Origin of the sequence: Bacteroides cellulosilyticus, from assembly GCF_020091405.1 — a bacterium.
Lineage (GTDB): Bacteria > Bacteroidota > Bacteroidia > Bacteroidales > Bacteroidaceae > Bacteroides.
In genome coordinates, this window is the sequence record NZ_CP081903.1 from 5,695,709 (window position 1) to 5,720,260 (window position 24,552).

19 protein-coding genes are annotated in these 24,552 nt (G+C 46.4%); 13 read left to right on the forward strand and 6 right to left on the reverse strand.

Annotated features, from left to right (window positions below):
• Positions 1-23: 23 nt before the first annotated feature.
• Positions 24-281, reverse strand: a complete 258-nt coding sequence (locus tag K6V21_RS21855; protein ID WP_217713636.1) for a DUF4492 domain-containing protein — start codon at positions 279-281, stop codon at positions 24-26.
• Positions 282-472: 191 nt separating this feature from the next.
• Here K6V21_RS21855 and K6V21_RS21860 point away from each other — a divergent pair, with 191 nt between their 5' ends.
• The 6 genes from K6V21_RS21860 (at position 473) to K6V21_RS21885 (ending at position 7,493) form a co-directional block, all read left to right on the forward strand.
• Complete coding sequence (locus tag K6V21_RS21860; RefSeq protein ID WP_224319856.1) at positions 473-1,900, forward strand: TolC family protein; 1,428 nt, start codon at positions 473-475, stop codon at positions 1,898-1,900.
• A 251-nt stretch (positions 1,901-2,151) separates the two neighbouring features.
• A complete protein-coding gene (locus tag K6V21_RS21865) occupies positions 2,152-3,372 on the forward strand; it encodes an efflux RND transporter periplasmic adaptor subunit (RefSeq protein ID WP_224319857.1) in 1,221 nt (406 codons plus the stop codon).
• 172 nt (positions 3,373-3,544) lie between these two features.
• Positions 3,545-4,291, forward strand: a complete 747-nt coding sequence (locus tag K6V21_RS21870) for an ABC transporter ATP-binding protein (protein ID WP_044270558.1) — start codon at positions 3,545-3,547, stop codon at positions 4,289-4,291.
• A gap of 102 nt (positions 4,292-4,393) precedes the next feature.
• Positions 4,394-5,614 carry an ABC transporter permease gene (locus K6V21_RS21875; RefSeq protein WP_044270557.1) on the forward strand — a complete coding sequence of 407 codons (1,221 nt, stop codon included), beginning with the start codon at positions 4,394-4,396 and terminating at the stop codon, positions 5,612-5,614.
• 109 nt (positions 5,615-5,723) lie between these two features.
• On the forward strand, positions 5,724-6,782 hold the full coding sequence (locus tag K6V21_RS21880) for a sensor histidine kinase (RefSeq protein ID WP_217713634.1): 1,059 nt from the start codon (positions 5,724-5,726) through the stop codon (positions 6,780-6,782).
• A gap of 9 nt (positions 6,783-6,791) precedes the next feature.
• Positions 6,792-7,493, forward strand: a complete 702-nt coding sequence (locus K6V21_RS21885; RefSeq protein ID WP_217713633.1) for a LytR/AlgR family response regulator transcription factor — start codon at positions 6,792-6,794, stop codon at positions 7,491-7,493.
• A 518-nt stretch (positions 7,494-8,011) separates the two neighbouring features.
• On the opposite strand, the gene K6V21_RS21890 is transcribed toward K6V21_RS21885, so the two are convergent.
• The gene (locus K6V21_RS21890) at positions 8,012-9,049 is read right to left on the reverse strand and encodes a linear amide C-N hydrolase (RefSeq protein ID WP_224322079.1); all 1,038 of its coding nucleotides are present in this window, start codon (positions 9,047-9,049) and stop codon (positions 8,012-8,014) included.
• A 184-nt stretch (positions 9,050-9,233) separates the two neighbouring features.
• Here K6V21_RS21890 and K6V21_RS21895 point away from each other — a divergent pair, with 184 nt between their 5' ends.
• Complete coding sequence (locus K6V21_RS21895; protein ID WP_007213544.1) at positions 9,234-10,277, forward strand: DUF2776 family protein; 1,044 nt, start codon at positions 9,234-9,236, stop codon at positions 10,275-10,277.
• A gap of 20 nt (positions 10,278-10,297) precedes the next feature.
• On the opposite strand, the gene pgl is transcribed toward K6V21_RS21895, so the two are convergent.
• From pgl to gnd, 3 genes are all read right to left on the reverse strand, one after another.
• Positions 10,298-11,023: a 6-phosphogluconolactonase gene (gene pgl, locus K6V21_RS21900; RefSeq protein WP_217713629.1), complete on the reverse strand. Its 726-nt coding sequence runs from the start codon at positions 11,021-11,023 to the stop codon at positions 10,298-10,300.
• A complete protein-coding gene (gene zwf / locus K6V21_RS21905; RefSeq protein ID WP_217713628.1) occupies positions 11,020-12,507 on the reverse strand; it encodes a glucose-6-phosphate dehydrogenase in 1,488 nt (495 codons plus the stop codon). Before zwf ends, pgl begins: the two co-directional genes overlap by 4 nt.
• A gap of 93 nt (positions 12,508-12,600) precedes the next feature.
• Positions 12,601-14,088 carry a decarboxylating NADP(+)-dependent phosphogluconate dehydrogenase gene (gene gnd / locus K6V21_RS21910; RefSeq protein ID WP_007217855.1) on the reverse strand — a complete coding sequence of 496 codons (1,488 nt, stop codon included), beginning with the start codon at positions 14,086-14,088 and terminating at the stop codon, positions 12,601-12,603.
• Between the two features lie 127 nt (positions 14,089-14,215).
• On the opposite strand from gnd, the gene K6V21_RS21915 reads away from it, so the two are divergent.
• From K6V21_RS21915 to K6V21_RS21940, 6 genes are all read left to right on the forward strand, one after another.
• A complete protein-coding gene (locus K6V21_RS21915; RefSeq protein WP_224319858.1) occupies positions 14,216-15,370 on the forward strand; it encodes a dicarboxylate/amino acid:cation symporter in 1,155 nt (384 codons plus the stop codon).
• Positions 15,371-15,523: 153 nt separating this feature from the next.
• Positions 15,524-16,600, forward strand: a complete 1,077-nt coding sequence (gene gmd / locus K6V21_RS21920; RefSeq protein ID WP_217713626.1) for a GDP-mannose 4,6-dehydratase — start codon at positions 15,524-15,526, stop codon at positions 16,598-16,600.
• Positions 16,601-16,621: 21 nt separating this feature from the next.
• Positions 16,622-17,698, forward strand: coding sequence for a GDP-L-fucose synthase family protein (locus K6V21_RS21925; protein WP_224319859.1), 1,077 nt, complete (start codon positions 16,622-16,624; stop codon positions 17,696-17,698).
• A 222-nt stretch (positions 17,699-17,920) separates the two neighbouring features.
• Positions 17,921-19,579, forward strand: coding sequence for a long-chain fatty acid--CoA ligase (locus K6V21_RS21930; RefSeq protein WP_217713624.1), 1,659 nt, complete (start codon positions 17,921-17,923; stop codon positions 19,577-19,579).
• A 36-nt stretch (positions 19,580-19,615) separates the two neighbouring features.
• Positions 19,616-21,172, forward strand: a complete 1,557-nt coding sequence (locus tag K6V21_RS21935) for a sulfatase (RefSeq protein ID WP_224319860.1) — start codon at positions 19,616-19,618, stop codon at positions 21,170-21,172.
• Between the two features lie 5 nt (positions 21,173-21,177).
• Positions 21,178-22,410 (forward strand): LA_2272 family surface repeat-containing protein, encoded by a 1,233-nt coding sequence (locus K6V21_RS21940; protein WP_224319861.1) that lies wholly within the window; start codon positions 21,178-21,180, stop codon positions 22,408-22,410.
• 141 nt (positions 22,411-22,551) lie between these two features.
• On the opposite strand, the gene K6V21_RS21945 is transcribed toward K6V21_RS21940, so the two are convergent.
• Positions 22,552-24,537, reverse strand: a complete 1,986-nt coding sequence (locus K6V21_RS21945; protein ID WP_007213534.1) for a fructose-bisphosphatase class III — start codon at positions 24,535-24,537, stop codon at positions 22,552-22,554.
• Positions 24,538-24,552: the final 15 nt, after the last annotated feature.

Below are 24,552 nucleotides of genomic sequence, written 5' to 3' on the forward strand. Positions count from 1 at the left end.
ATAGTTATTAATTGTTAGTTGCTTTACTCAGGAGTTAAAGGAGCTATTGCTTCGCCTGGCGGATCACCAATAGCACGATGGATGAGCTCCCTGCCCACATACTCTTCTTTATCCCCGCCTACGGCCGGCGTATTCAGATAATTGGGAAAGAAGAAAAGGCGCAATATGAAGAACATGATGAAGAGTTTCACCAGAATAATGAACCATAAGGTTCTCCCAAGTGTCATACCTCGGAAACCATCGACGTAAAAACGCCAGATTTTCAGGACTGTATTCTTCATAATAGAAAATTTATAATCATTACAAATATAAAACTTTTATATATTAAATAACAAATAAAAGGGTAAAAAGTTAGTCATCGACACAAAAAAGCATTCCGACGACGAAAAATTCAGAACTGTCTATCTCTTTTGCGGGGCATTTTCCGACACCGTATCTTCGCAAGCGTTAAACAATATAGCATAACGAAGATATGAGAAACGTAAGAAGATTGACAGTGATAACACTCTGCGTAGCAAGCGCCTGTGTCGGCAGCACGACACTGCGGGCACAGGACGCCGCTCCCATTGCATCGCAAGAGTTAACGGCATCCGATGCCGCTCCCGAAGCTGACACTGCACTTCCCGCTCAGTGGGATTTGCAGACTTGCATCGACTATGCCTTGCAACACAACATCACCCTGAAGCGTAACCGTATCAGTGCGGAAAGCGCAGAAGTAGATGTAAAAACGGCCAAGGCTGCTCTTTTTCCCAGCCTCTCGGCAAGTATCAGCCAGCGCATTGTGAACCGCCCGAACAGTGAAAGCGGTACCATCATCAGTGGCGACAACATCACCAGCAGTAGCAGTAAAACCTCGTACAACGGCAGTTATGGCATTGATGCCAACTGGACTCTTTACAACGGTAGCAAACGTCTGAACACCATCAAGCAACAGCAACTGAACAATCGCATCGCCGAGCTCAACGTTGCCGAGAGTGAAAATTCCATCGAGGAAAGCATCGCACAGATATACGTACAGATACTCTATGCCGCCGAAGCTGTGAAAGTGAACGAAAATACACTTGCCGTCAGCCAGGCCGAACGTGACCGCGGACAGCAATTGTTGGAAGCCGGAAGCATCGCCAAGAGTGACCTTGCGCAACTGGATGCACAGGTCAGTACAGATAAATATCAGTTAGTGACGGCACAAGCCACCCTTCAGGACTATAAACTACAACTGAAACAACTACTTGAACTGGATGGTGAAAAGGAAATGAACCTGTATCTGCCCTCACTGGGAGATGAGAATGTATTGATACCCCTACCCACCAAGACGGATGTGTATCAAGCCGCCCTCACTTTCCGCCCGGAGATAGAGTCGGGCAAACTGAATGTTAAGGCATCCGACCTTGACATCAGCATCGCTAAAGCGGGATATATTCCGACATTAAGCCTCAGCGCAGGTATCGGTACAACGAATGCCAACGGCAACGACTTTTCCTTCTCCGAACAGGTAAAGAATAATTGGAACAACTCACTGGGACTGACCGTAAGTATCCCCATCTTCACCAACCGTCAGACCAAGAGTGCCGTGCAAAAGGCCCGTCTGCAAAAGCAGACCAGTGAACTGGACTTGCAGGATCAGCAGAAGACTTTATACAAGACCATAGAAAACCTTTGGCTGGATGCCAACAGCGCACAGCAGCAATATGTTGCCGCTGCCGAGAAATTGCGCAGCACACAGACCAGTTACGATCTGATTCAGGAACAATTCAACCTGGGCATGAAGAATACCGTGGAACTGCTGACTGAGAAGAATAATCTGCTCAACGCACAGCAGGAAACACTGCAAGCCAAGTACATGGCAATACTGAATGCACAGTTGCTCCGCTTCTACCAGGGCGAAGGCATACAGTTGTAACCGTATGACGTAAACGAACCTACATGTCAGCATATTTCCCAGTAGCTCATTCGATTTCAATTCCCTGATTATCAATTATTTTAGAATAACCAGAATAAGGTAACGACTGAAATAGGATGAAGTAACGACTGAAATAGGATAAGGTAACGACTGATTTAGGATGAAGTAACGACTGATTCGGGAACAAGGTACAATGTAAAAATTAATTCAGAGATATAATATATCATTCAACGAGATAAGAAACATAAGGTATGAATAAAAAGAAAATTATCAGCTTAGCGGTCGGAGTCATTATTGTAGCCGGCATAGCTATTTGGGCATTTGGCGGACAAGCCAAAAAGCGGAAAGTGGTATATGAGACGGCCACCGTAGACCGCGCCAACATCTCCAATTCCGTGACGGCCACAGGCACTATCGAACCGGTGACCGAAGTGGAAGTAGGTACACAGGTCAGCGGTATCATCGATAGGTTGTACGCAGACTATAACTCAGTAGTAACCAAAGGGCAGCTCATTGCCGAAATGGACAAAGTAACCCTGCAAAGCGAATTAGCATCGCAAAAGGCTACTTACGACGGTGCCAAAGCCGAATATGAATATCAACAGAAGAATTACGAGCGTAACAAAGGATTGCATGAGAAACAACTCATCAGTGATACGGATTACGAGCAAAGTCTTTATAACTACCAGAAAGCAAAGAGCGCCTTCGACAGCAGTAAAGCCTCTCTGGCCAAAGCAGAGCGCAATCTGTCATACGCAACCATCACCTCTCCTATCGACGGCGTTGTCATCAGCCGCGATGTGGAAGAAGGACAGACGGTAGCTTCCGGCTTCGAAACCCCGACCCTCTTCACCATCGCTGCCGACCTGACACAGATGCAGGTAGTAGCTGACGTGGATGAAGCCGATATAGGCGATGTGGAAGAAGGACAGCGTGTAAGTTTCACGGTAGACGCTTATCCGAATGATGTGTTCGAAGGAAAAGTGACACAGATTCGTCTGGGAGCCACAAGCAGTTCAAGCAGCACCACTACCACCACTACGGTAGTTACTTATGAAGTAGTCATCTCCGCCCACAATCCGGACTTGAAGCTGAAACCGAGGCTGACGGCAAACATCACTATCTACACTCTGGATAAACAAGGAGTACTGAGCGTTCCGGCAAAAGCGCTGCGCTTTACGCCTGCCGTTCCACTGGTAGGATCGAATGCAGTGGTTAAAGATTGCGAAGGTGAACATAAAGTCTGGACTCGTGAAGGTGACACATTCACTGCACACCCGGTCAGCATAGGTATCTCTAACGGGATTGTCACCGAAATTACAGGCGGTATCAACGAAGGTACACAAATAGTATCCGATGCGGTGATTAGCACAGGTGCCGAAACCACTATAGCCGAAGGACAGGGAGATGGCGAAAGAAGTCCTTTCATGCCGGGCCCTCCGGGAAATAATAAGAAAAAGAATAGTAAATGATAATTTATCGCGCAAAGCGCGATAAGTAACGAGCTACAAGCTACAAGTGACAAGTACCTTTCGGCGTGATAGCCGGGCGAATTATTATTCGCCCACGAGTACAGCGCAGCAACTCGTTACTGGTAGCTCGTAGCTCGTAACTTAATTTATTCAACGAAACAATTCCGAAACAATGAGCAAAACAGTTATAGAATTACAAAATATCCGGCGCGACTTTCAGGTGGGCGATGAAACGGTCCATGCCCTGCGTGGCGTCTCCTTCTCCATCACCGAAGGGGAGTTCGTGACCATCATGGGTACATCCGGCTCCGGTAAGTCAACGCTGTTGAACACCCTGGGCTGCCTAGATACTCCCACCAGCGGCGAATATCTGCTGGATGGCATATCCGTACGCACCATGAGCAAACCTCAACGCGCCATCCTGCGGAACCGGAAGATAGGCTTTGTCTTCCAGAGCTACAATCTGTTGGCAAAGACCACTGCCGTAGAGAATGTGGAATTGCCCCTGATGTACAACGCCTCCGTCTCAGCAGCCGAACGCAGGCAACGCGCCATCGAAGCCCTGCAAGCAGTGGGGCTCGGCGACCGCCTGGAACATAAGTCGAACCAGATGTCCGGTGGACAGATGCAGCGTGTAGCCATCGCCCGTGCCCTGGTGAACAACCCTGCGGTAATCCTTGCCGATGAAGCAACGGGTAATCTGGATACACGTACTTCTTTTGATATATTGGTTCTCTTCCAGAAACTGCATGCCGAAGGACGTACGATTATATTTGTCACCCATAACCCCGAAATAGCTCAATACAGTAGCCGGAATATCCGTCTGCGCGACGGGCACGTGACGGAAGATACGGTGAACCCGAAAATCCTTTCAGCGGCAGAAGCTCTGGCAGCGCTGCCAAAAAGTGATGAAGATTGATAAACCAGCTACAAGCTACCAGCTACGAGTTACAAGTAGCTGCGCTGCCATGCTGCCAAGCACTCGTAGCTTGTAGCTTGTAGCCCGTAACTAAAAAAAACAATGAACGGAACAAACCTTTTCAAAATAGCCCTCCGCGCCCTTGCCAACAATAAGCTTCGCGCCTTCCTCACCATGCTGGGTATCATCATCGGTGTGGCATCCGTCATCACCATGCTCGCCATCGGGCAAGGTTCGAAGAAAAGTATTCAGGCACAGATCGCGGAAATGGGTTCGAATATGATTATGATTCATCCGGGTGGTGATACGCGTGGCGGTGTCCGCCAGGATGCCTCGTCCATGCAGACACTGAAGCTGACCGATTACGAAGCCCTGCGGGATGAAACCAACTTCCTGGCAGCCGTCAGCCCCAATGTATCGTCCAGCGGACAGCTCATTGCAGGAAACAATAACTATCCTGCCTCTGTAAATGGTGTAGGTACCGAATATCTCGAAATCCGCCAGTTGAGCGTAGAGAGTGGCGAGATGTTTACCGAAGCGGACATTCAGAGTGCCGCCAAAGTCTGCATCATCGGTAAGACCATTGTGGACAACCTTTTCCCGAACGGACAGGACCCTATCGGACATATCATCCGTTTCAACCAGGTGCCCCTGCGCGTAGTGGGCGTACTTAAAGCCAAAGGCTATAACTCCATGGGTATGGACCAGGACGAAATCGTACTGGCACCTTATACCACGGTAATGAAACGTATGCTTGCCGTCACATACCTGCAAGGTGTCTTCGCCTCCGCCCTCTCCGAGGATATGACGGATTATGCAACGGATGAAATCACCACCATCCTGCGCCGCAACCATAAGCTGAAAGAGAGTGATGACGACGACTTCACCATTCGCAGCCAACAGGAACTCAGCACCATGCTGAACTCCACTACCGACCTGATGACGACACTTCTGGCATGTATCGCCGGTATCTCCCTGGTAGTAGGTGGTATCGGTATCATGAACATCATGTACGTCAGCGTGACGGAGCGTACCCGTGAAATCGGTCTGCGTATGTCTGTCGGTGCCCGTGGTGTGGATATTCTCTCGCAATTCCTGATCGAGGCCATCCTTATCAGTATCACAGGTGGTATCATCGGAGTCGTCATTGGCTGCGGAGCCTCCTTCATCGTAAAGAACGTAGCCCACTGGCCTATCTACATCCAGGCATGGAGTGTATTCCTCTCCTTCGCCGTTTGTACGGTCACCGGTGTATTCTTCGGCTGGTATCCGGCTAAGAAGGCGGCGGATCTGGACCCGATAGAGGCTATAAGATACGAATAAATGAAGAATGAAAAATGAAGAATGAAGAATTATGCCGCGCAGTCATATTTGTATGGAAATTCTTCATTCCTCATTCTTCATTCTTCATTAAAATTATTATTTTTGTAACATGATTATGCAAGACTCCCAACCTCGCCGGATTGTAGAAGTTCTCATCCACATCATCGGATGGGGAATCGTTTTCGCTTTCCCGTTTCTGCTGATGAATCGTGGCGGATTTACGATAAGCTGGGTAGACTATTTACGTCATGGCAGTGCGGTTCCGATATCATTCCTGATCGTGTTCTACATAAACTACTGTTTCTTCATCCCTCATTTCTTATTTGAGGGACGCATCAAGCAATATGTAGTACTGAATCTTCTGCTCATACTTTGCACAGCTGTCGGTGTACACTTTTGGCAAGATTTCATCTTCCATACGTATGTGAAACCCGAAGCTCACAAACGTCCCGGGCCTCCCAGCTGGATCTTCATCCTGCGTGATGTCTTCTCAATGGTTCTCACCGTAGGGCTGGCAGCCGCTATCCGTATGAGTGGCCGTTGGATAAAAGTAGAAGCTGCACGCCGGGAAGCCGAGAAGAGCCGTACGGAAGCGGAACTGAAAAACTTGCGTAATCAACTGAATCCGCACTTCCTGCTCAACACCCTGAACAACATCTATGCCCTTATCGCCTTCGACAGCGATAAAGCACAAGCCGCCATTCAGGAATTAAGCCGCCTGCTGCGTCACGTCCTATACGACAACCAACAGAATTTCGTCTCTCTTGGCAAAGAGATGGATTTCATCCGCAACTACATTGAACTGATGCGCATCCGCCTCTCCGCAAACGTAACCGTAGAGACGCAAATAGATGTTCCTGCTGATAGTCGTACGGAAATAGCCCCGCTCATTTTCATCTCCCTCATAGAGAATGCCTTCAAGCATGGCATCTCTCCCACCGAACCCAGTTTTATCCACATCCATTTCAGTGAAAGCCCCGGTCAGGTATGCTGCGAAATTACCAACAGCTACCACCCCAAAAGCCAGACTGACAAAAGTGGAAGTGGCATAGGACTGGAGCAAGTGCGGAAACGCCTGGAATTAACTTATCCCGGACAGTATGAATGGAATCAGGGAGTGAGCGATGATGGGAAAGAATATAAATCGGTTTTAAGTATTAAGTATTAAGTAGTAAGTATGAATCTGACTTGTGCCATAGTAGATGACGAACCTTTAGCTTTAAATTTACTGGAAAGCTACGTCAACAAAACTCCGTTCCTGACATTGAAAGGAAAGTATTCCAGTGCCGTACAGGCTATGAAGGAACTGCCGGATAAGCAAGTGGATTTGCTTTTCCTTGACATACAGATGCCTGAACTTAACGGTCTGGAATTCTCTAAAATGGTGGATGCACATACCCGCATCGTTTTTAGCACCGCTTTTGAGCAATATGCTATTGACGGTTATAAGGTGAATGCTTTGGATTATCTGCTAAAACCTATTTCTTACGTAGATTTCTTGCAGGCAGCTAATAAAGCCGTACAATGGTTTGAACTATTGCAACAGCCTAAAGAAGAAATAGAAAGTATATTTGTAAAAAGTGATTATAAACTAGTACAAATAGAACTTAAAAAGATACTTTATGTAGAAGGTTTGAAGGATTATGTTAAGATTTATACAGAAGATACAGCCCGGCCTATTTTATCGCTTATGAGTATGAAATCGATGGAGGAATTATTACCAACATCCCGTTTCATGCGGGTTCACAGATCTTATATTGTACAGAAAGAAAAAATAAGAGTTATTGATCGGGGACGAATTGTGTTTGATAAAACGTATATCCCTGTCAGCGATAGTTATAAACAGGTATTTCAAACCTTCCTGGATAAAAGGAGCTAAGAAATAACATTCATTTGTCGATAAAATATCCGAATCTGTCGACAAAATATAATTTCCTATTGCATATTAAAAAATGTTTTTTTACCTTTGCATCGAACAGATAAAGGAAGTTGTGAAACTTCCCCCAATAGAATAGTTTAGTTAAGTCTAGTTTAGTTTTTGTGTGAAGCACTTCCTCCGTGAGCGAACGACAGGAAGTGCTTTTTTATTTACCGTCCGCCCAAAATCACAAGATATATAAATATCTAATATCCAAATGATTTAGATTTTTATTTATACACCCGGAGACTTTTATTTATAACAAGTAAAAAAGAATTAGGGACATTTCTTTCAAAATTAGCTTCCTTTGCAGATACAAGGTTTTTTGGATAGAAAACCTAAGATATATTCGTAGTATATATAGTATATCTCAGTTTTGATCATAAAAGGTTGAAACTGTTTGTTTGTTTTGCAGAGATGCACCCTTTCTAAGCGTAGTCAGGGTGCATTTCATTTTTTTTATGAGCGTAAAATCCATACTATTTGATTCCCAAGAACCGGAAAGGTTTTGCAGCAACAAACTCTTTGGCAGTATTTCCCGCATACGTTTTACCGGAAAGAAGATTCAACTTCTTGACAGGCGCTTTCTCTGAGAAATCCACATCCTTAAAGTCAACCCAAAAAACATTGGGATATAAAGTAGATTCAAAGTAATAAACTTTATCCTTCTGATCGGAAACCGTCCTCCATCGGGTTGAAGAAATATTCGGCTGATCAGGAGTGCTGATACCGAACGGAACGGAAGTATTGCGTATCACGCTGAATACACTGGCCAAGGCTGTACGGGTATCTTCTGTTTTAGGAATAGCATTTATATAGAAAGAAGCTCTCACAAAACGGTCGGCAGCACGATTGGTACCCGGCAAAAAAGTGGTTCCTCCAATATTCTTCCAGTAATCATCAAGCGCCAGTTGCTGACCAAACACAGGTGAGTTTGTCATAACCTGATATGCTTTGCTATGATGAATATCCAACTTTCCGCCTACATACTCAAAAATAGCATTATCACCCGTAGCGTCCGAAATGGAAAGATGAAGGGTAGCCATACGCGTACCGTCGGGCATCATATCCGACACCACATCGAAAGTATTCTTTTCTACCTCGGCAACAGCCTCATCCACCGTTGCAAAATTATCAAGCATATATTGCACCCAGGCGGCTATGGACAAGGCCGGCCTCTCACCGTTCCACTGGGGATAGGATGATTCTGCCAGCCACAACAGATTGGCAACGAGTCCTTTTTCATTCATACCGTCAGTGCTACAGATGTCATAAGCCGAGGTTATCACACTGCCGTATTTAGATTTCCAACGCATCGGGTCCTTACCTACCTCTCCGTTGCGCTCCATACCTCGCGGGAAAATCCAGATATTACTACGGGTATCTTCTTTCCAATCCATAGTACGACCGGTTATTATCATATTATTATCACCATGATAGACTACACGGGTACAAGCATTTGCACGATTATGAGGTATTATCGACAGGATAACCAGGAGTGCTGTGATGAGAAACATATTGATCTTACACATAATTTATTTGACGTTAAGTTGTTAGTAAGTATAAATACAAACAAATGAATATCTTGCAAAGTTCTTGGAAAGTACAGGAGAATATCATACGGAAATAAATAAATATTAAAACCGAAAACAAACCATAAGGAATACTGTTGGAAGGGGAAACTTAAAAACGATAACAGTTATGAATTACGGTATTAGTATCCTTTTCAGGGCTATCCCATTGCTGATGGCCCTTTTTTGTTTCGGCTACGGAGCCTTTGTGCTCGACATGGGGACGGACACGAACCGATTCGTTGCGGGACCCGTGGTCTTCTCTTTAGGAATGATATGTATCGCGCTGTTCGCTACGGCAGGTACCATCATCCGGCAGATTATCCACACGTATAGTACGGCGGCAAAATATGCCCTGCCCATCATCGGCTATCTGGCTGCCGTGGTGTGTTTCATCGGTGGAATGACATACATTAATGACGGCAGTACGGTGGCCCATTTCGTTGCGGGACATGTCATCTGCGGGGTAGCTTTCATTACTGCATGTGTAGCCACCACTGCCACCTCTTCCACCCGCTTCACCTTCATCACGCAAAATTCCAAAAAGACGGACCATGCCGTACCTGCCAAGTCATTCTCTTCGGCACAGGCGGACATACTCATCATTCTGGCTGTTGTTTTCGCCGTCATCACATGGGTTTGGGCATTCTGGTTATTGGGACAAAGCGATATCCACACCGCTTACTATGTGGCCGGACACGTAATGGCCGGACTGGCATGTATCTGTACGAGCCTGGTTGCACTGGTTGCTACCATTGTCCGGCAGATACGTAACTCTTATAGTGGTGCCGAACGGAAATGGTGGCCCGCCCTCGTATTGGTGATGGGTACACTGAGTATCCTGTGGGGACTTTGGGTGCTGACGAATGCCGACCCGGGCAAGTCTTCCACCGGATACATTATGATAGGTCTGGGTTTAGTTTGTTACAGTATATCCAGCAAAGTAATTCTGCTGGCTGTTATTTGGCGGAACGTCTTTAAGCTGGCAAACCGAATTCCGCTCATTCCGGTGCTCACCGCGCTTACTTGTCTTTTCCTCTCTGCTTTTCTGTTTGAAATGACAACGCTGAATGATGTCTACTTTGTTCCCGCACGCGTATTGGCAGGATTAGGCGGCATCTGTTTCACGCTGTTCTCCATCGTCAGCATTCTGGAAAGCGGAACGTCCAATTGACGATAAATCACTCTCTTTTTTTATAAATCACTCTCATGGATGGGTTGGGGTTTCGCCAGCTCATCCATAAACACTTCCACATTCCAGGCATGGTGCGCCACATAGGCAGCCGGACCGGTATCCCCCGAATCCAGAATATCGCGCACAACGTTGGACTTGTTTCTGCCTGTCACAAAGAAAATCAGCTGCTTGGCATTAAAAAGCAGACAGCCGGTCATGGCTATGCGCTTCTGCCCATTGTAGGGATTAACACTTACCTCATAAGGATGGAAAGAAGAAAGCAAATACTCCTGACCGGGGAAAATGGACGAGGTATGTCCGTCTTCTCCCGCCCCCAGCAGAACAATATCAAGAGCCGGAAAGCCATGCCAGAGTGGCGCATTGCAACGCACTATGCGAGAATAGCTATTCGCCTCATCATCGGGATCGTTGCTGCCATCAATAGGAAAAATATATTCCTCAGGCATTCCCACTTCATCCAGCAACAACCGGCGCATATTACCATAATTACTCTCCGAGTCTTCGGCAGGTACACACCGTTCGTCCACCCAATAAATACGCATACGACTCCACGGAGTGACATCCTTGAATTCTTCTGCCCACAAATCGAACATGAGCGAGGGCGTGCTGCCTCCACTGAATGCTATGTGAAAAATCTTCTGCGGCTCTTCCTCCATCAAACTAATAAGATGCTTGATGAGAGCTCGTGCCGTTTCAGCAGCTGTACTATAGATATAAGTTTTCATAACTCACAATATTGATCAGTGTTCGTAAGGTTCTTACACGGATTGGTCCAGTCGGCACCATGTTCGTGCATCATAGCTTCACTTTCCAGCGGGCCCCAGGTTCCGACAGGATAACCGTAGAGAGGCGCGTCAGGATATTCATTCCAATAGCGCAGCACAGGATCAAAGAAACGCCAGGAGGCTTCGACAGCATCACTGCGGGTAAAGAGTGTCGGGTCGCCCTGAATGCAGTCTTCAATCAGACGGGCATAAGCATCGCCCGTAGCGTGTCCGCCCAGTTGGTCGTAACTGAAGTCCATCATCACTTGCTTTACATCGAAGCCCGGTCCGGGAACTTTCATGCCGAATTTCAGCACAATACCTTCGTTGGGTTGCAGGCGGAGGATTAGTTTGTTAGCCCGCGGACAGTGTCCGCCATGGCAATGAAACATCTGATGGGGCGTTTCACGGAAGTGCACTACGATTTCCGTTACCTTGGTAGGCATCTGCTTTCCTGTGCGGATGTAGAAAGGTACGCCGCTCCAACGCCAGTTATCAATACCGATCTTCATGGCGATGTAAGTTTCAGTGCGCGAGTCGGCGGGGACGTTCTTCTCTTCACGGTAGCCCTTTTTAGAACCGGAAGCGGTATATTGTCCGCGGACTATATGTTCATTCAAATCTTCATCCGTCAGAGGTTTCAGTGACTCGTAGACTTTTACCACTTCGTTACGGAAATTATCGGCGGTGAAGACAGCGGGAGGCTCCATGGCAGTGAGGGCCACCAGTTGGATAAGGTGGTTCTGCACCATGTCGCGCAAAGCGCCTGTACCGTCATAGAAGCCGCCACGCTGTTCGATACCGAGATTCTCGACAGCGGTAACTTCTACATAATCGATGTAATTACGATTCCATAACGGCTCGAAGATGCCATTGGCAAAACGGAAAGCAAGGATATTTTGTGCCGTCTCCTTGCCGAGAAAGTGGTCGATACGATAAATCTGAGACTCTTCGAAAACGGAAGCATAGATATGGTTTAATTCTTGTGCCGACTTCAGGTCGTAGCCGAAAGGCTTTTCGACGATGATGCGGGTATGTTTACGATTCAATCCGGCTGTTTTCAGGTGTAGAGGGATGACGCCATAAAGTGAGGGGGGCGTAGCGAGATAGAACAGTAAATTGTCCGGTTTCTTTTCACCGGTGATTTCCTGCAAACGGCTGTCCAGGGTTCCGTAACCTTCTTCTATGGCAGGGTCCATACTAAGGTAGTGCAAATGAGTGCAGAACTCTTTCATTCCCACTTCGGCCGGTGTGACAAAATGCTCCAGCTCATTCAGGATATAGTCGCGATAAGTTTCATCCGCGTAGTCGGTACGGCCGATACCGAGAATGGCAAATCCTTCGGGCAAACGATTATCCTTGTAGAGCGAGTAGAGTGCCGGCATCAGTTTGCGTTTCGTCAAGTCGCCCGAAGCACCGAATATGATCATTACAAATTTACTCATAGAATCTTGTTTTTTTTGATTAGCTTCTGCAAATTAGCCCTTGTAATAAAGTCATTAGCTCTTGCTTCATAATTTTATTACCAGGGCTTCATTTTATACATTATAGGTACCTGATTTTGTATCTCCGCCATGTCCGGTCCAGTTTTCATGGAAGAACTGTCCGCGGAGTTCATCGGTACGCTCAAAGGTATGTGCGCCGAAATAGTCACGCTGAGCTTGAATCATATTAGCGGGGAGCTTCGCAGATACCAGCGAATAGAAATAGTTCAATGCGGAAGAGAAAGCCGGAACAGGCAGTTCCTCTTTCATCGCATGGGCTACGAGGTGTTTCCAGCCGGAGAGCAACTCTTTGATTTCTTCCCGGAAATAAGGAGCGAGCAGCAAATGCTTCGGCTTCTGCTGTGCCTCAAAAGCAGCAGCTATATCATTCAGGAATATACTGCGGATGATACAACCTCCGCGCCACATACGGGCAATGGATGCCAGATCGAGATCCCAGCCGAAAGATTCGGACGCCTTTTGCAACACGGCGAAACCTTGTGCATAAGATACCAGTTTGGAAGCATACAAAGCGGAATAAATATCTTTCACCAGTTCCGGTTTATTATAGACCACTTGTGAGCGCTGACAAATGAATTGTTTGGAAGCTGCCTCACGCAGATTTTTCTGCGCTGAAAGACTACGCTCAAAAACAGCCGTTGCAATCAGTCCCAGGGGCATACCCAATTCCATTGCATTGATAACGGACCATTTACCGGTGCCTTTCTGCCCGGCGGTGTCCAGTATCTTGTCAATCAGGTAACCGCCCGCCTTATCCTTATGCCGAAGAATATTGGCTGTGATTTCTATCAGATAGCTACGCAACTTACCCTCATTCCAGTGGGCAAAGACGGAAGCCATGTCTTCATTATTCAGTTGCAGAAGATTCTTCATCACCCAGTAGGCTTCGGCTATCAACTGCATATCACCGTATTCGATACCATTATGTATCATTTTAACGAAATGTCCCGAACCGGCCGGACCAATCCAGTCACAGCAAGGAGTACCATCGGCAGCACGTGCAGCAATACTTTGCAGGATGGGCTTTACTTCATCCCAGGCAGTAACGGAACCACCCGGCATAATAGAAGCACCGTTCAACGCTCCTTCTTCACCGCCCGAAACACCGGCACCGACAAAACGGAAACCTTTCGATTCGGCCAATGCCACACGGCGGTTGGTATCTTCATAGTTTGAGTTGCCTCCATCTATCAAGATATCTCCCGGAGAAAGATGCGGAAAGAGTTGTTCCATCAGTTCATCTACGGCACTGCCGGCACGCACCATCATCATGATTTTGCGCGGGGTGGAAATGGACTCTACAAAGTCAGGAATTTCAGTGTATCCTTCAATACTTTTCCCTTTGGCACGACCGTTGATAAAGCGTTCTACCACACCTTCTTCCACTCCCGGAACAGTGCGGTTAAACACGGACACATGCCATCCCTTGTCCGCCATATTCAAAGCTAAATTCTCCCCCATCACGGCAAGTCCGATTAAGCCGATGTTTGTCTTTTGTCCTTTTTCTGTCATAACTTGCATTTTTTTGTTATTGTTTCATTGAAATGGAAACAATATGTCAAGGGCATTTGTTCGTATGAATTTCGAATAAAAATCGTACTTTTGCAAACATAACTCTATTTCAATGGAGAAACTTAAATTCAGTTTTATGAAAAAACTACATATCGGCTTACTGCCGCGTATCCTTATAGCCATCGCATTAGGTATTCTTTTTGGTAATTTTCTTCCCGGAGAATTGGTACGCCTGTTCGTTACATTCAACGGCATCTTCAGCGAATTTCTGAATTTCTCCATACCGCTGATTATTGTGGGATTGGTTACCGTAGCTATCGCCGACATCGGTAAAGGTGCCGGGCGACTGCTGTTGATTACCGCACTGATAGCTTACGGGGCAACCCTATTTTCCGGTTTCCTCTCTTACTTTACAGGAGTAACGATATTTCCTCATCTGATAGAGTCCGGTGCCCCGTTGGAAGAGGTCAGCGAGGCGCAAGGGATATTGCCGTTTTTCTCAGTCGCCATTCCACCACTCATGAATGTAATGACGGCACTGATACTGGCTTTCACTTTAGGGTTGGGACTTGCACAACTAAAAAACGATACACTGAAGAATGCAGCACGTGATTTTCAGGATATCATTGTCCGTATGATCAGTGCAGTGATCCTGCCGTTGCTTCCTATTTATATATTCGGTATATTCCTTAATATGACACATTCGGGACAGGTATTCTCTATCTTAATGGTATTTATAAAGATTATCGGCGTAATCTTCCTGCTGCACATCTTCCTGCTGGTATTTCAATATTGTATCGCTGCGCTGTTTGTCCGCAAAAATCCCTTTAAGCTGTTGGGGCGGATGCTGCCCGCTTATTTCACGGCTTTAGGAACACAGTCATCCGCTGCCACTATTCCTGTTACTCTGGAACAGACAAAGAAAAACGGCGTATCCTCTGATATTGCCGGTTTTGTTATCCCTCTTTGTGCCACGATACATTTATCCGGCAGCACGCTGAAGATCGTAGCATGCGCCCTTGCTCTGATGATGATGCAAGGCATACCTTTTGATTTCTCTTTATTTGCCGGTTTCATTTTCATGCTGGGAATCACGATGGTAGCCGCTCCGGGAGTTCCCGGTGGTGCCATCATGGCATCTCTGGGTATCCTGCAATCCATGCTCGGTTTCGATGAATCGGCACAGGCACTGATGATTGCACTCTACATTGCAATGGATAGCTTCGGCACTGCCTGCAATGTAACGGGAGATGGAGCCATTGCGCTGATAGTAGATAAAATATATAAGTAACAAGCTACAAGCTACGAGCTACAAGTTGTTTGTAACCCATAGCGCAGCTACTTGTCACTCGTAGCTCGTAGCTTGTAGCCAATAAGTTTTGTATTCTCGTAAAAAATAACGAATTTTGCCCTCGAAAAAATAATCAATAAAGAAGCCTACAATATGAAAACAGCTTTAATCTCCGGAATAACAGGTCAGGACGGTTCGTTTCTCGCCGAATTCTTATTACAGAAAGGATATGAGGTACACGGTATCCTCCGCCGTTCTTCTTCATTCAATACAGGGCGCATCGAACATCTGTACTTCGACGAATGGGTACGCGATATGAAGCAAAAGCGCACCATTAACCTGCATTACGGTGACATGACGGACAGCAGCTCGCTGATCCGCATCATCCAACAGGTACAGCCGGACGAAATATATAACCTCGCTGCGCAAAGCCATGTAAAAGTATCTTTCGACGTACCGGAATACACCGCAGAGGCAGATGCCATCGGCACGCTGCGTATGCTGGAAGCTGTCCGCATCCTCGGAATGGAGAAAAAAACTAAGATTTACCAGGCCTCCACTTCGGAGCTTTACGGTAAAGTACAGGAAGTTCCCCAATCAGAAACAACTCCTTTCTATCCCCGCAGCCCATACGGAGTAGCCAAACAATACGGCTTCTGGATTACAAAGAACTACCGCGAAAGCTATGGTATGTTTGCCGTAAACGGTATCCTCTTCAATCACGAAAGCGAACGCAGAGGGGAAACATTCGTAACCCGTAAGATTACGTTGGCCGCCGCCCGCATAGCCCAAGGTTTCCAGGACAAACTGTATCTGGGTAATCTGGATGCACGCCGCGACTGGGGATATGCAAAAGATTATGTAGAATGTATGTGGCTGATTCTTCAGCACGATACACCGGAAGACTTCGTGATCGCCACAGGCGAAATGCATACCGTCCGCGAATTTGCTACGCTTGCCTTCAAGGAAGTAGGCATCGAACTGCGCTGGGAAGGTGAAGGCGTAGAAGAAAAAGGTATCGATGTGCAAACGGGAAAAACGCTTGTAGAAATAGATCCTAAATATTTCCGCCCTGCCGAAGTGGAACAGCTGTTAGGTAATCCGACAAAGGCCAAAACCCTTTTAGGCTGGAACCCGAGACAAACCAGTTTTGAAGAATTGGTAAAAATCATGGCAGCACACGATATGAAGTTTGTGAAGAAGCTATATCTGAGATCACTTGACAAATAATATATAAAAATCAGAACTATAATGTTAGACAAGAACGCCAAAATCTACGTAGCCGGACACCGTGGTCTGGTAGGCTCCGCCATCTGGAAAAACCTGCAAGATAAAGGATATACCAATCTCATTGGCAAAACCCACAAAGAACTCGATTTGCTGGATGCCGTTTCCGTACGTAAATTCTTTGATGAAGAGCAACCGGAATATGTATTCCTTGCCGCTGCTTTCGTTGGCGGCATCATGGCAAACAGCATTTACCGTGCCGACTTCATCTACAAAAACCTGCAAATACAGCAAAACGTCATCGGTGAAAGTTTTCGCCACAATGTGAAGAAACTCCTCTTCCTGGGAAGCACATGCATCTATCCGCGTGATGCCGAACAACCCATGAAAGAAGAAGTGCTCCTCACCTCTCCGCTGGAATATACCAACGAACCGTACGCCATCGCCAAGATTGCCGGACTGAAAATGTGCGAGAGCTTCAACCTGCAATATGGCACGAATTACATCGCCGTAATGCCCACCAACCTCTATGGTCCGAATGACAACTTCGATCTGGAACGCAGCCATGTGCTCCCTGCCATGATTCGCAAGATACATCTGGCTCATTGCCTGAAGCAAGGCGACTGGGATGCAATATGCAAAGACCTGAACCAGCGTCCGGTAGAAGGGATCGACGGCAGCAGCAGTAAGGAAGATATCCTTGCCATCCTTGCCAAATACGGTATCGGCAACAGCGAAGTGAAATTATGGGGTACAGGCACACCTCTTCGCGAATTCCTCTGGAGCGAAGAAATGGCAGATGCCAGCGTCTTCGTCATGGAGCATGTAGACTTCAAAGACACCTACAAACAAGGTGATAAAGATATTCGTAACTGCCATATTAATATAGGTACAGGCAAGGAAATCTCTATCCGCGAACTGGCCGAACTGATAGTTTCCACCGTGGGTTACCAAGGTCAGCTGACTTTCGACAGCACCAAACCGGACGGAACCATGCGCAAACTGACTGATCCCTCGAAACTGCACGCTCTGGGCTGGCAACACAAAGTGGAGATCGAAGAAGGCGTACAACGCATGTACAACTGGTACTTAGGGCGGTAATGCATTAAATTCACCACAGAGTAACACAGGGTTCCACAGAGTTTAATCAATTTGAACTCAAGGAAAATAAACTCTGTGGAACTCTGTGTTACTCTGTGGTGAGCTTCATCCGCCCAAGCTAAATTGTACATATCCCCCGCTTTTTTCAGTTAAAAATTTGCATTCTTTCTATAAAGCCTTATATTTGCACAATTTTCAACTAAATGTGCAATATATAATATCATGGAACAAAGTTTTATCGCCTATATTGAGAACAGCATTAAACAGAATTGGGACCTGGATGCCCTGACCGATTATAATGGGGCTACCCTGCAATACAAAGACGTAGCCCGCAAAATAGAGAAAGTACATTTAATCTTCGAAGCAAGCGGCATCAAGAAAGGAGATAAAATTGCCATCTGCGGACGTAACAGTTCACACTGGGGAGTTACTTTCCTCGCTACACTGACCTACGGAGCCGTTGCAGTTCCCATCCTGCACGAATTTAAAGCGGATAATATACATAACATCGTAAACCATTCCGAAGCCAAATTACTATTTGTGGGCGACCAGGTATGGGAGAATCTGAACGAAGCCGCCATGACCATTCTGGAAGGCATCATCCTGATGACGGATTTCTCTATCCTGATATCCCGTACGGAAAAGTTGGATTATGCCCGCGAGCACCTGAATGAGTTGTTCGGCAAGAAATATCCCAAGAATTTCCGCAAGGAACACATCGAATATCACAAGGACCAGCCTGAAGAACTGGCAGTAATCAACTATACTTCCGGTACGACGAGTTATTCCAAAGGCGTAATGCTACCCTATCGCAGTCTATGGTCGAATACAGCATTTGCATTTGAGGTATTGCCACTGAAGGCCGGGGATAAGATTATCTCCATGCTGCCGATGGCGCACATGTATGGGCTGGCATTCGAATTCCTGTACGAATTCGCCGCAGGATGTCAGATATACTTCCTCACCCGTATGCCAAGTCCGAAGATTATCTTCCAGGCATTCTCGGAAGTGAAGCCGCACCTGGTGGTAGCCGTACCGCTTATTATAGAGAAGATTATCAAGAAAAACGTGCTTCCGAAACTGGAAACACCAACCATGAAACTATTGCTTAAAGTCCCCATCATCAACGACAAGATCAAGACAACCGTACGCGAAGGAGTAGTCAGTGCCTTCGGTGGACGTTTTGCGGAAGTCATTGTAGGGGGTGCCGCTTTCAACCAGGAAGTAGAACAGTTCCTACGCATGATAGAATTCCCCTACACGGTAGGTTACGGAATGACAGAATGCGGGCCGATCATCTGTTACGAAGACTGGTCACGCTTCAAACCGGGTTCCTGCGGTAAGGCCGTCCCCCGTATGGAAGTGAAAATCCTTTCTCCTGATCCGGAAAACATAGCGGGAGAAATCGTATGCCGCGGACCTAACGTCATGCTGGGATACTATAAAAATGAAGAAGCCACCCGTGAGGCTATTGATGCCGACGGTTGGTTGCACACCGGTGACCTTGCGTTGATGGATGCCGAGGGCAATGTAACCATCAAGGGACGCAGCAAGAACATGCTGCTCGGTGCCAGCGGACAGAATATCTACCCCGAAGAAATAGAAGACAAGTTGAACAACCTGCCGTATGTTGCCGAAAGCATTATCGTACAGCAAAATGAAAAGCTTGTCGGACTGGTATATCCTGACTTTGACGATGCTTTTGCACATGGTCTGACCACTACGGACATCGAACGTGTCATGGAAGAAAACCGCGTTGCGTTAAACGCAGAGCTTCCGGCGTACAGCCAGATACTCAAAATGAAAATCTATCCCGAAGAATTTGAGAAAACGCCCAAACGCTCCATCAAACGGTTCTTGTACCAAGAGGCGAAGGGATAAGATAAAGAAACTAACCTTTATAAAGTATCATCTCAAATGAAAAACGAATTATTACTGTCTGCTGCCATATTGCCCATGTGTGGTATGGCAGGAGAAGCGATTGCGGCATCTCCGGCAAAGGGAGCGCCGAAAGAAAAGCAACGTCCGAACATAGTTCTGTTTTTGGTTGACGACATGGGATGGCAGGATACTTCGCTGCCTTTCTGGACTCAACGAACGCATTACAACGACACTTATCACACGCCGAACATGGAACGTCTGGCGGCACAAGGGAAGATGTTCACACAAGCATACGCTTGTAGTATCAGCTCCCCCACCCGGGTCAGTCTTTTTACAGGGATGAATGCCGCGCGGCATCGTGTGACAAGTTGGACATTACGCAAAAATACAACGCATGAACAACCGGACTCTGTGATGATCTATCCGGAATGGAATGTGAATGGTATTTGTCAGGAACCGGGAATCGAACGCACTACACAAGTCACTACGCTTGCACAAGTGCTTAAAGAGAACGGATATCAGACCATTCATTGCGGTAAAGCCCACTTTGGAGCAAATGATACTCCTGGAGCTGATCCGCTGACGATGGGCTTTGAAGTGAACATAGCCGGACACGCTGCCGGTTCACCGGCCAGTTACTACGGCAAGAATAATTTCGGTAATAAGCCGGACGGGAAAAGTCCGTTGGCAGCAGTTCCGGGATTGGAAAAATATCATGGTACGGATACCTTCCTCAGCGAAGCACTTACACTGGAAGCAATGAAGGCTTTGGATAGTGCACAGCAAAAGGATGAACCATTCTTCTTATATATGGCTCATTATGCCATTCATACGCCTATACAACCGGACTATCGCTTCTATCAGAAATATCTGGATAAAGGACTTCCACCCGTAGAGGCCGCCTATGCCACCCTCATTGAAGGGATGGATAAAAGTCTGGGAGATCTGATGGACTATCTGGAACGCAACCATCTGACAGAAAATACAGTCATTCTTTTCATGTCCGATAATGGCGGACTGGCTGCACATACCCGTGCCGGAGAACTGCATACACAGAATTACCCGCTCAACAGCGGAAAAGGTTCCGCTTACGAGGGCGGTGTACGCGAACCGATGATCGTGAGCTGGCCCGGTGTAGTAGCTCCGGATACGAAATGTGGAGATTATCTGATGATTGAAGATTTCTATCCGACTATTCTTGAGATAGCAGGTGTCCAGAAGTACACTACCGTGCAACAACGGGATGGTATCAGTTTTATGCCGTTGTTGACAGGAAAGGGCAAAATCAAGGATCGCGATATCTATTGGCACTATCCCCATAGTTGGGGACCTTCGGGCCCGGGTATTGGGGCCACCTGCTCCATCCGTTCCGGTGACTGGAAACTTGTATATTACTTTGCGGACGGTAAACGTGAACTGTTTAATATTCCGGAAGATATCAGCGAGAAAGACGACGTGGCTATAAAGAATCCACGTATCGTAAAGAAATTAGCACAGAAATTAAGTAACTATCTCCGGTCGGTAGATGCGCAGCGTCCTACGCTTCGTGCCACCGGCAAATTGGCCCCCTGGCCGGACGAAATTAAAGATTGAAACCAATGAGACGATTATTTCCATCCATTATTGCATTACTGATGGTTGCGGGTACACTCCCTGCACAAACCACTGACAGTCCGTCAACAACAAAGAAAGACAGAGAGCCTGTCGGCATCAACCTATCCTTGTGGAAGAACATGTCTACGCAGCCGACTGACACTGTCGGCAGTACCTGCCTAAACCTCGGTCTTTTTTCCTCCATGAACCGCCTGAACGGTGTGGGTATCAATCTACTGGGCGGAGTGGTGCTGCGTGACATGAACGGTGTACAAATCACAGGACTTGCCAACTTAGTAGGAGGCAGTATGCGAGGCGTCCAGATTGCCGGTATCAGTAACGTGAATGGGAATAATCTCAGTGGCGTATCCATATCCGGTTTAGTCGGTATCACAGGAAATCATGCACAAGGTGTCATTTTTTCGGGGCTCACCAATATAACAGGAGACAACACCAGTGGTGTTATCATAGGTGGTCTGCTGAACATTAGCGGTGAGAACTCTTCGGGTGTGCACTTGGCAGGATTAGCCAATATTGCGGGTGAGAGCTTCAATGGCATCACCACTTCCGGGCTTCTGAATATTGTAGGCCAAAGTCTGCGAGGCATACAAATCAGCGGCTTGGGCAACATCACAGGAGAAAACATGCACGGTATGCAAATATCCGGACTCGGCAACGTGGTAGGCGGAAGTTTTACCGGTGCACAACTTGCCCCCATGAACATGGCAAAAAGCGGAAAAGGATTACAAATCGGATTATTCAATTACTATAAGGAGAACTTCGATGGCTTCCAGTTAGGTCTGGTAAATGCCAATCCGGATACGAAAGTACAGCTAATGCTTTTCGGAGGAAACACTACAAAGCTGAATGTAGGTGCCCGTTTCAAGAACAAGTTGTTCTATACCATCTTAGGCGGTGGTACGCACTATCTGGATTTCAGCGATAAGTTTTCCGCCTCCCTCTTCTATCGTGCCGGCCTCGAATTACCCTTGTACAAGCAGTTGTTCATCAGCGGTGACCTGGGCTTCCAGCACATCGAAAACTTCAAGAATAAAGATTACGGTTTCCCTGCACGCCTCTATGCCCTCCAGGCACGTGTCAATCTGGAATATCGCTTAACAGACCGCCTCGGTATATTTGTCACCGGTGGTTACGGTGGCAGCCGCTACTACAACAAGGGAGTTACTTACGATAAAGGAGTGATCCTGGAAGGAGGAGTGGTGGTGTTTAAATACTAAGTATTAGGTATTAGGTATTAGGTATTAAGTATTAAGTATTAAGTATTAAGTATTAAGTATTGGCTGCTACACGTAATGCACTGGCAAATGTTTGAACGCTTAATACTTAATACCTAATACTTAATACCTCATATTTAGTCTTCAGTTCTTTTCCTTTATAAACCCCGTCCTATACGCTACCAGCAACTTCTTCAGGTCCTGTATCTGCGTTACTAGTACTTTTCCCTTATCGGTATCTTTCACCATCATGCGTTGTGAATTGAACTCGACGACGAAAGTATTGGATTTGATATCCTGTCCCTCTTCTATTGCTTTCTGACGGCTTTGGAACGGTTCATGTTGCACTAGCTGTAAGCCATGCGAATGATATACCAGCGTATATCCGGCAATTCCGGTTTCCGGCTGATATGCTTTGGAGAATCCACCGTCAATCACCAGCAGTTTACCGTCTGCTTTTATCGGCTTCTCACCTTTGATAATCTTCACAGGCACATGCCCGTTAATGATGTGTGAATGAGGACCTGTAACCTCAAATTCCGCAAGAATACGCTCGCAAATATCCGCACGGTTGCGCAAAGTATAATAATATCCTTTGGTTTCTTTAGATAATTCTTTATCTCCTATAAAATAGCGTTCAAACGTTGCCATCTTATCCTTGTCAAACGATGGAGCATTTGGGCCACACCACATATACCACACATAATCCAGCGCAAAACTCTTCTCCTCCGTACCGTCTTCGTCAAAATAAGCTGTACGTATCAGTTGATCCGTTTTACACAATAATTTCTTGCCCCAATATTCTTTCTTTCCGATGCGGACACGCTTGAAACTGCCATCTTCATTCAGAGGCATCGAAGCATGATACAACAGGTTACTATTACAAATCAGATACATACCACCATACGTAAACAAACAACGCATGTGCTTCTTCAGTTTTTCACTGTTCATGAACGAAGCATGAATCTTATCAATCAACTCCCGTTCTTCATCTGACAGGCGATACGGATCAGCCGGATCAATCGTCGGGAAGTTGGTGTCGCGAAGCGGATATTCCTTTCCTTCGTACACAAAGACGCCTTTCTCGAAATCAATCTTTTCCAGCAACTTTCGGTTCTGCATGCCAAACTCAGGACGACGATCTATAATCTCCGCTTCCAGTTTGAACTGTATCACCGTAATGGCTTTATGCATTTGGGTAATCAACCGTAAAGTCTTCTCGTTATAGTTACCATCTGCGAAGTTCATCTTCGGTGCAAAAATTGTACAGGGATCATCCGCATAGGTATCCATGGCAAACGTGGCAAGCGGCAGCAAGTTGATGCCATACCCGTCTTCCAATGTCGCCAGATTAGCGTAACGCATCGACATACGGATCACATTGGCAATACAGGCGTCATTACCCGACGCTGCTCCCATCCAAAGAATGTCATGGTTTCCCCACTGGATATCGAAATTATGATAATCGCAGAGTGTATCCATAATGATATGCGCTCCCGGACCACGGTCGTAGATATCTCCTACGATGTGCAGGGAATCAATCGTCAGCCGCTGGATAAGATTACACATCGCGATGATGAAATCATCTGAACGCTTGGTAGAGATGATAGTGCTGATAATCACATTGATATAGGCATGCTTATTAGGCTCTACACTCGACTCATGCAGCAATTCCTGAATGATATACGAAAATTCTGCCGGAAGTGCCTTGCGTACCTTTGAGCGTGTATATTTGGAAGATACATTCTGGCAAACTTTCACCAGTTGGTTCAATGTTATCAGATACCAGTCGTCCAGGTCAGCCTCCTGTTCTTTAATCAGTTGCAGCTTCTCTTCGGGATAGTAAATCAGCGTACATATCTCTTTCTTCTCACTTTCACGCAGGGTATGCCCGAAGATTTCATTCACTTTTCGCTTCACGGCTCCCGAAGCGTTCTTCAACACATGCTGAAAGGCTTCGTATTCACCATGAATATCGGTCAGGAAGTGTTCTGTCCCCTTCGGGAGATTCAAAATAGCTTCCAAATTAATAATTTCTGTACTGGCATCCGCAATTGTAGGGAAACTGCGTGACAGCAACTGCAAATAACGCAAGTCGCTCATGATGCTTTCAGGGGTAATATTACTCATGATATCTAATTACAA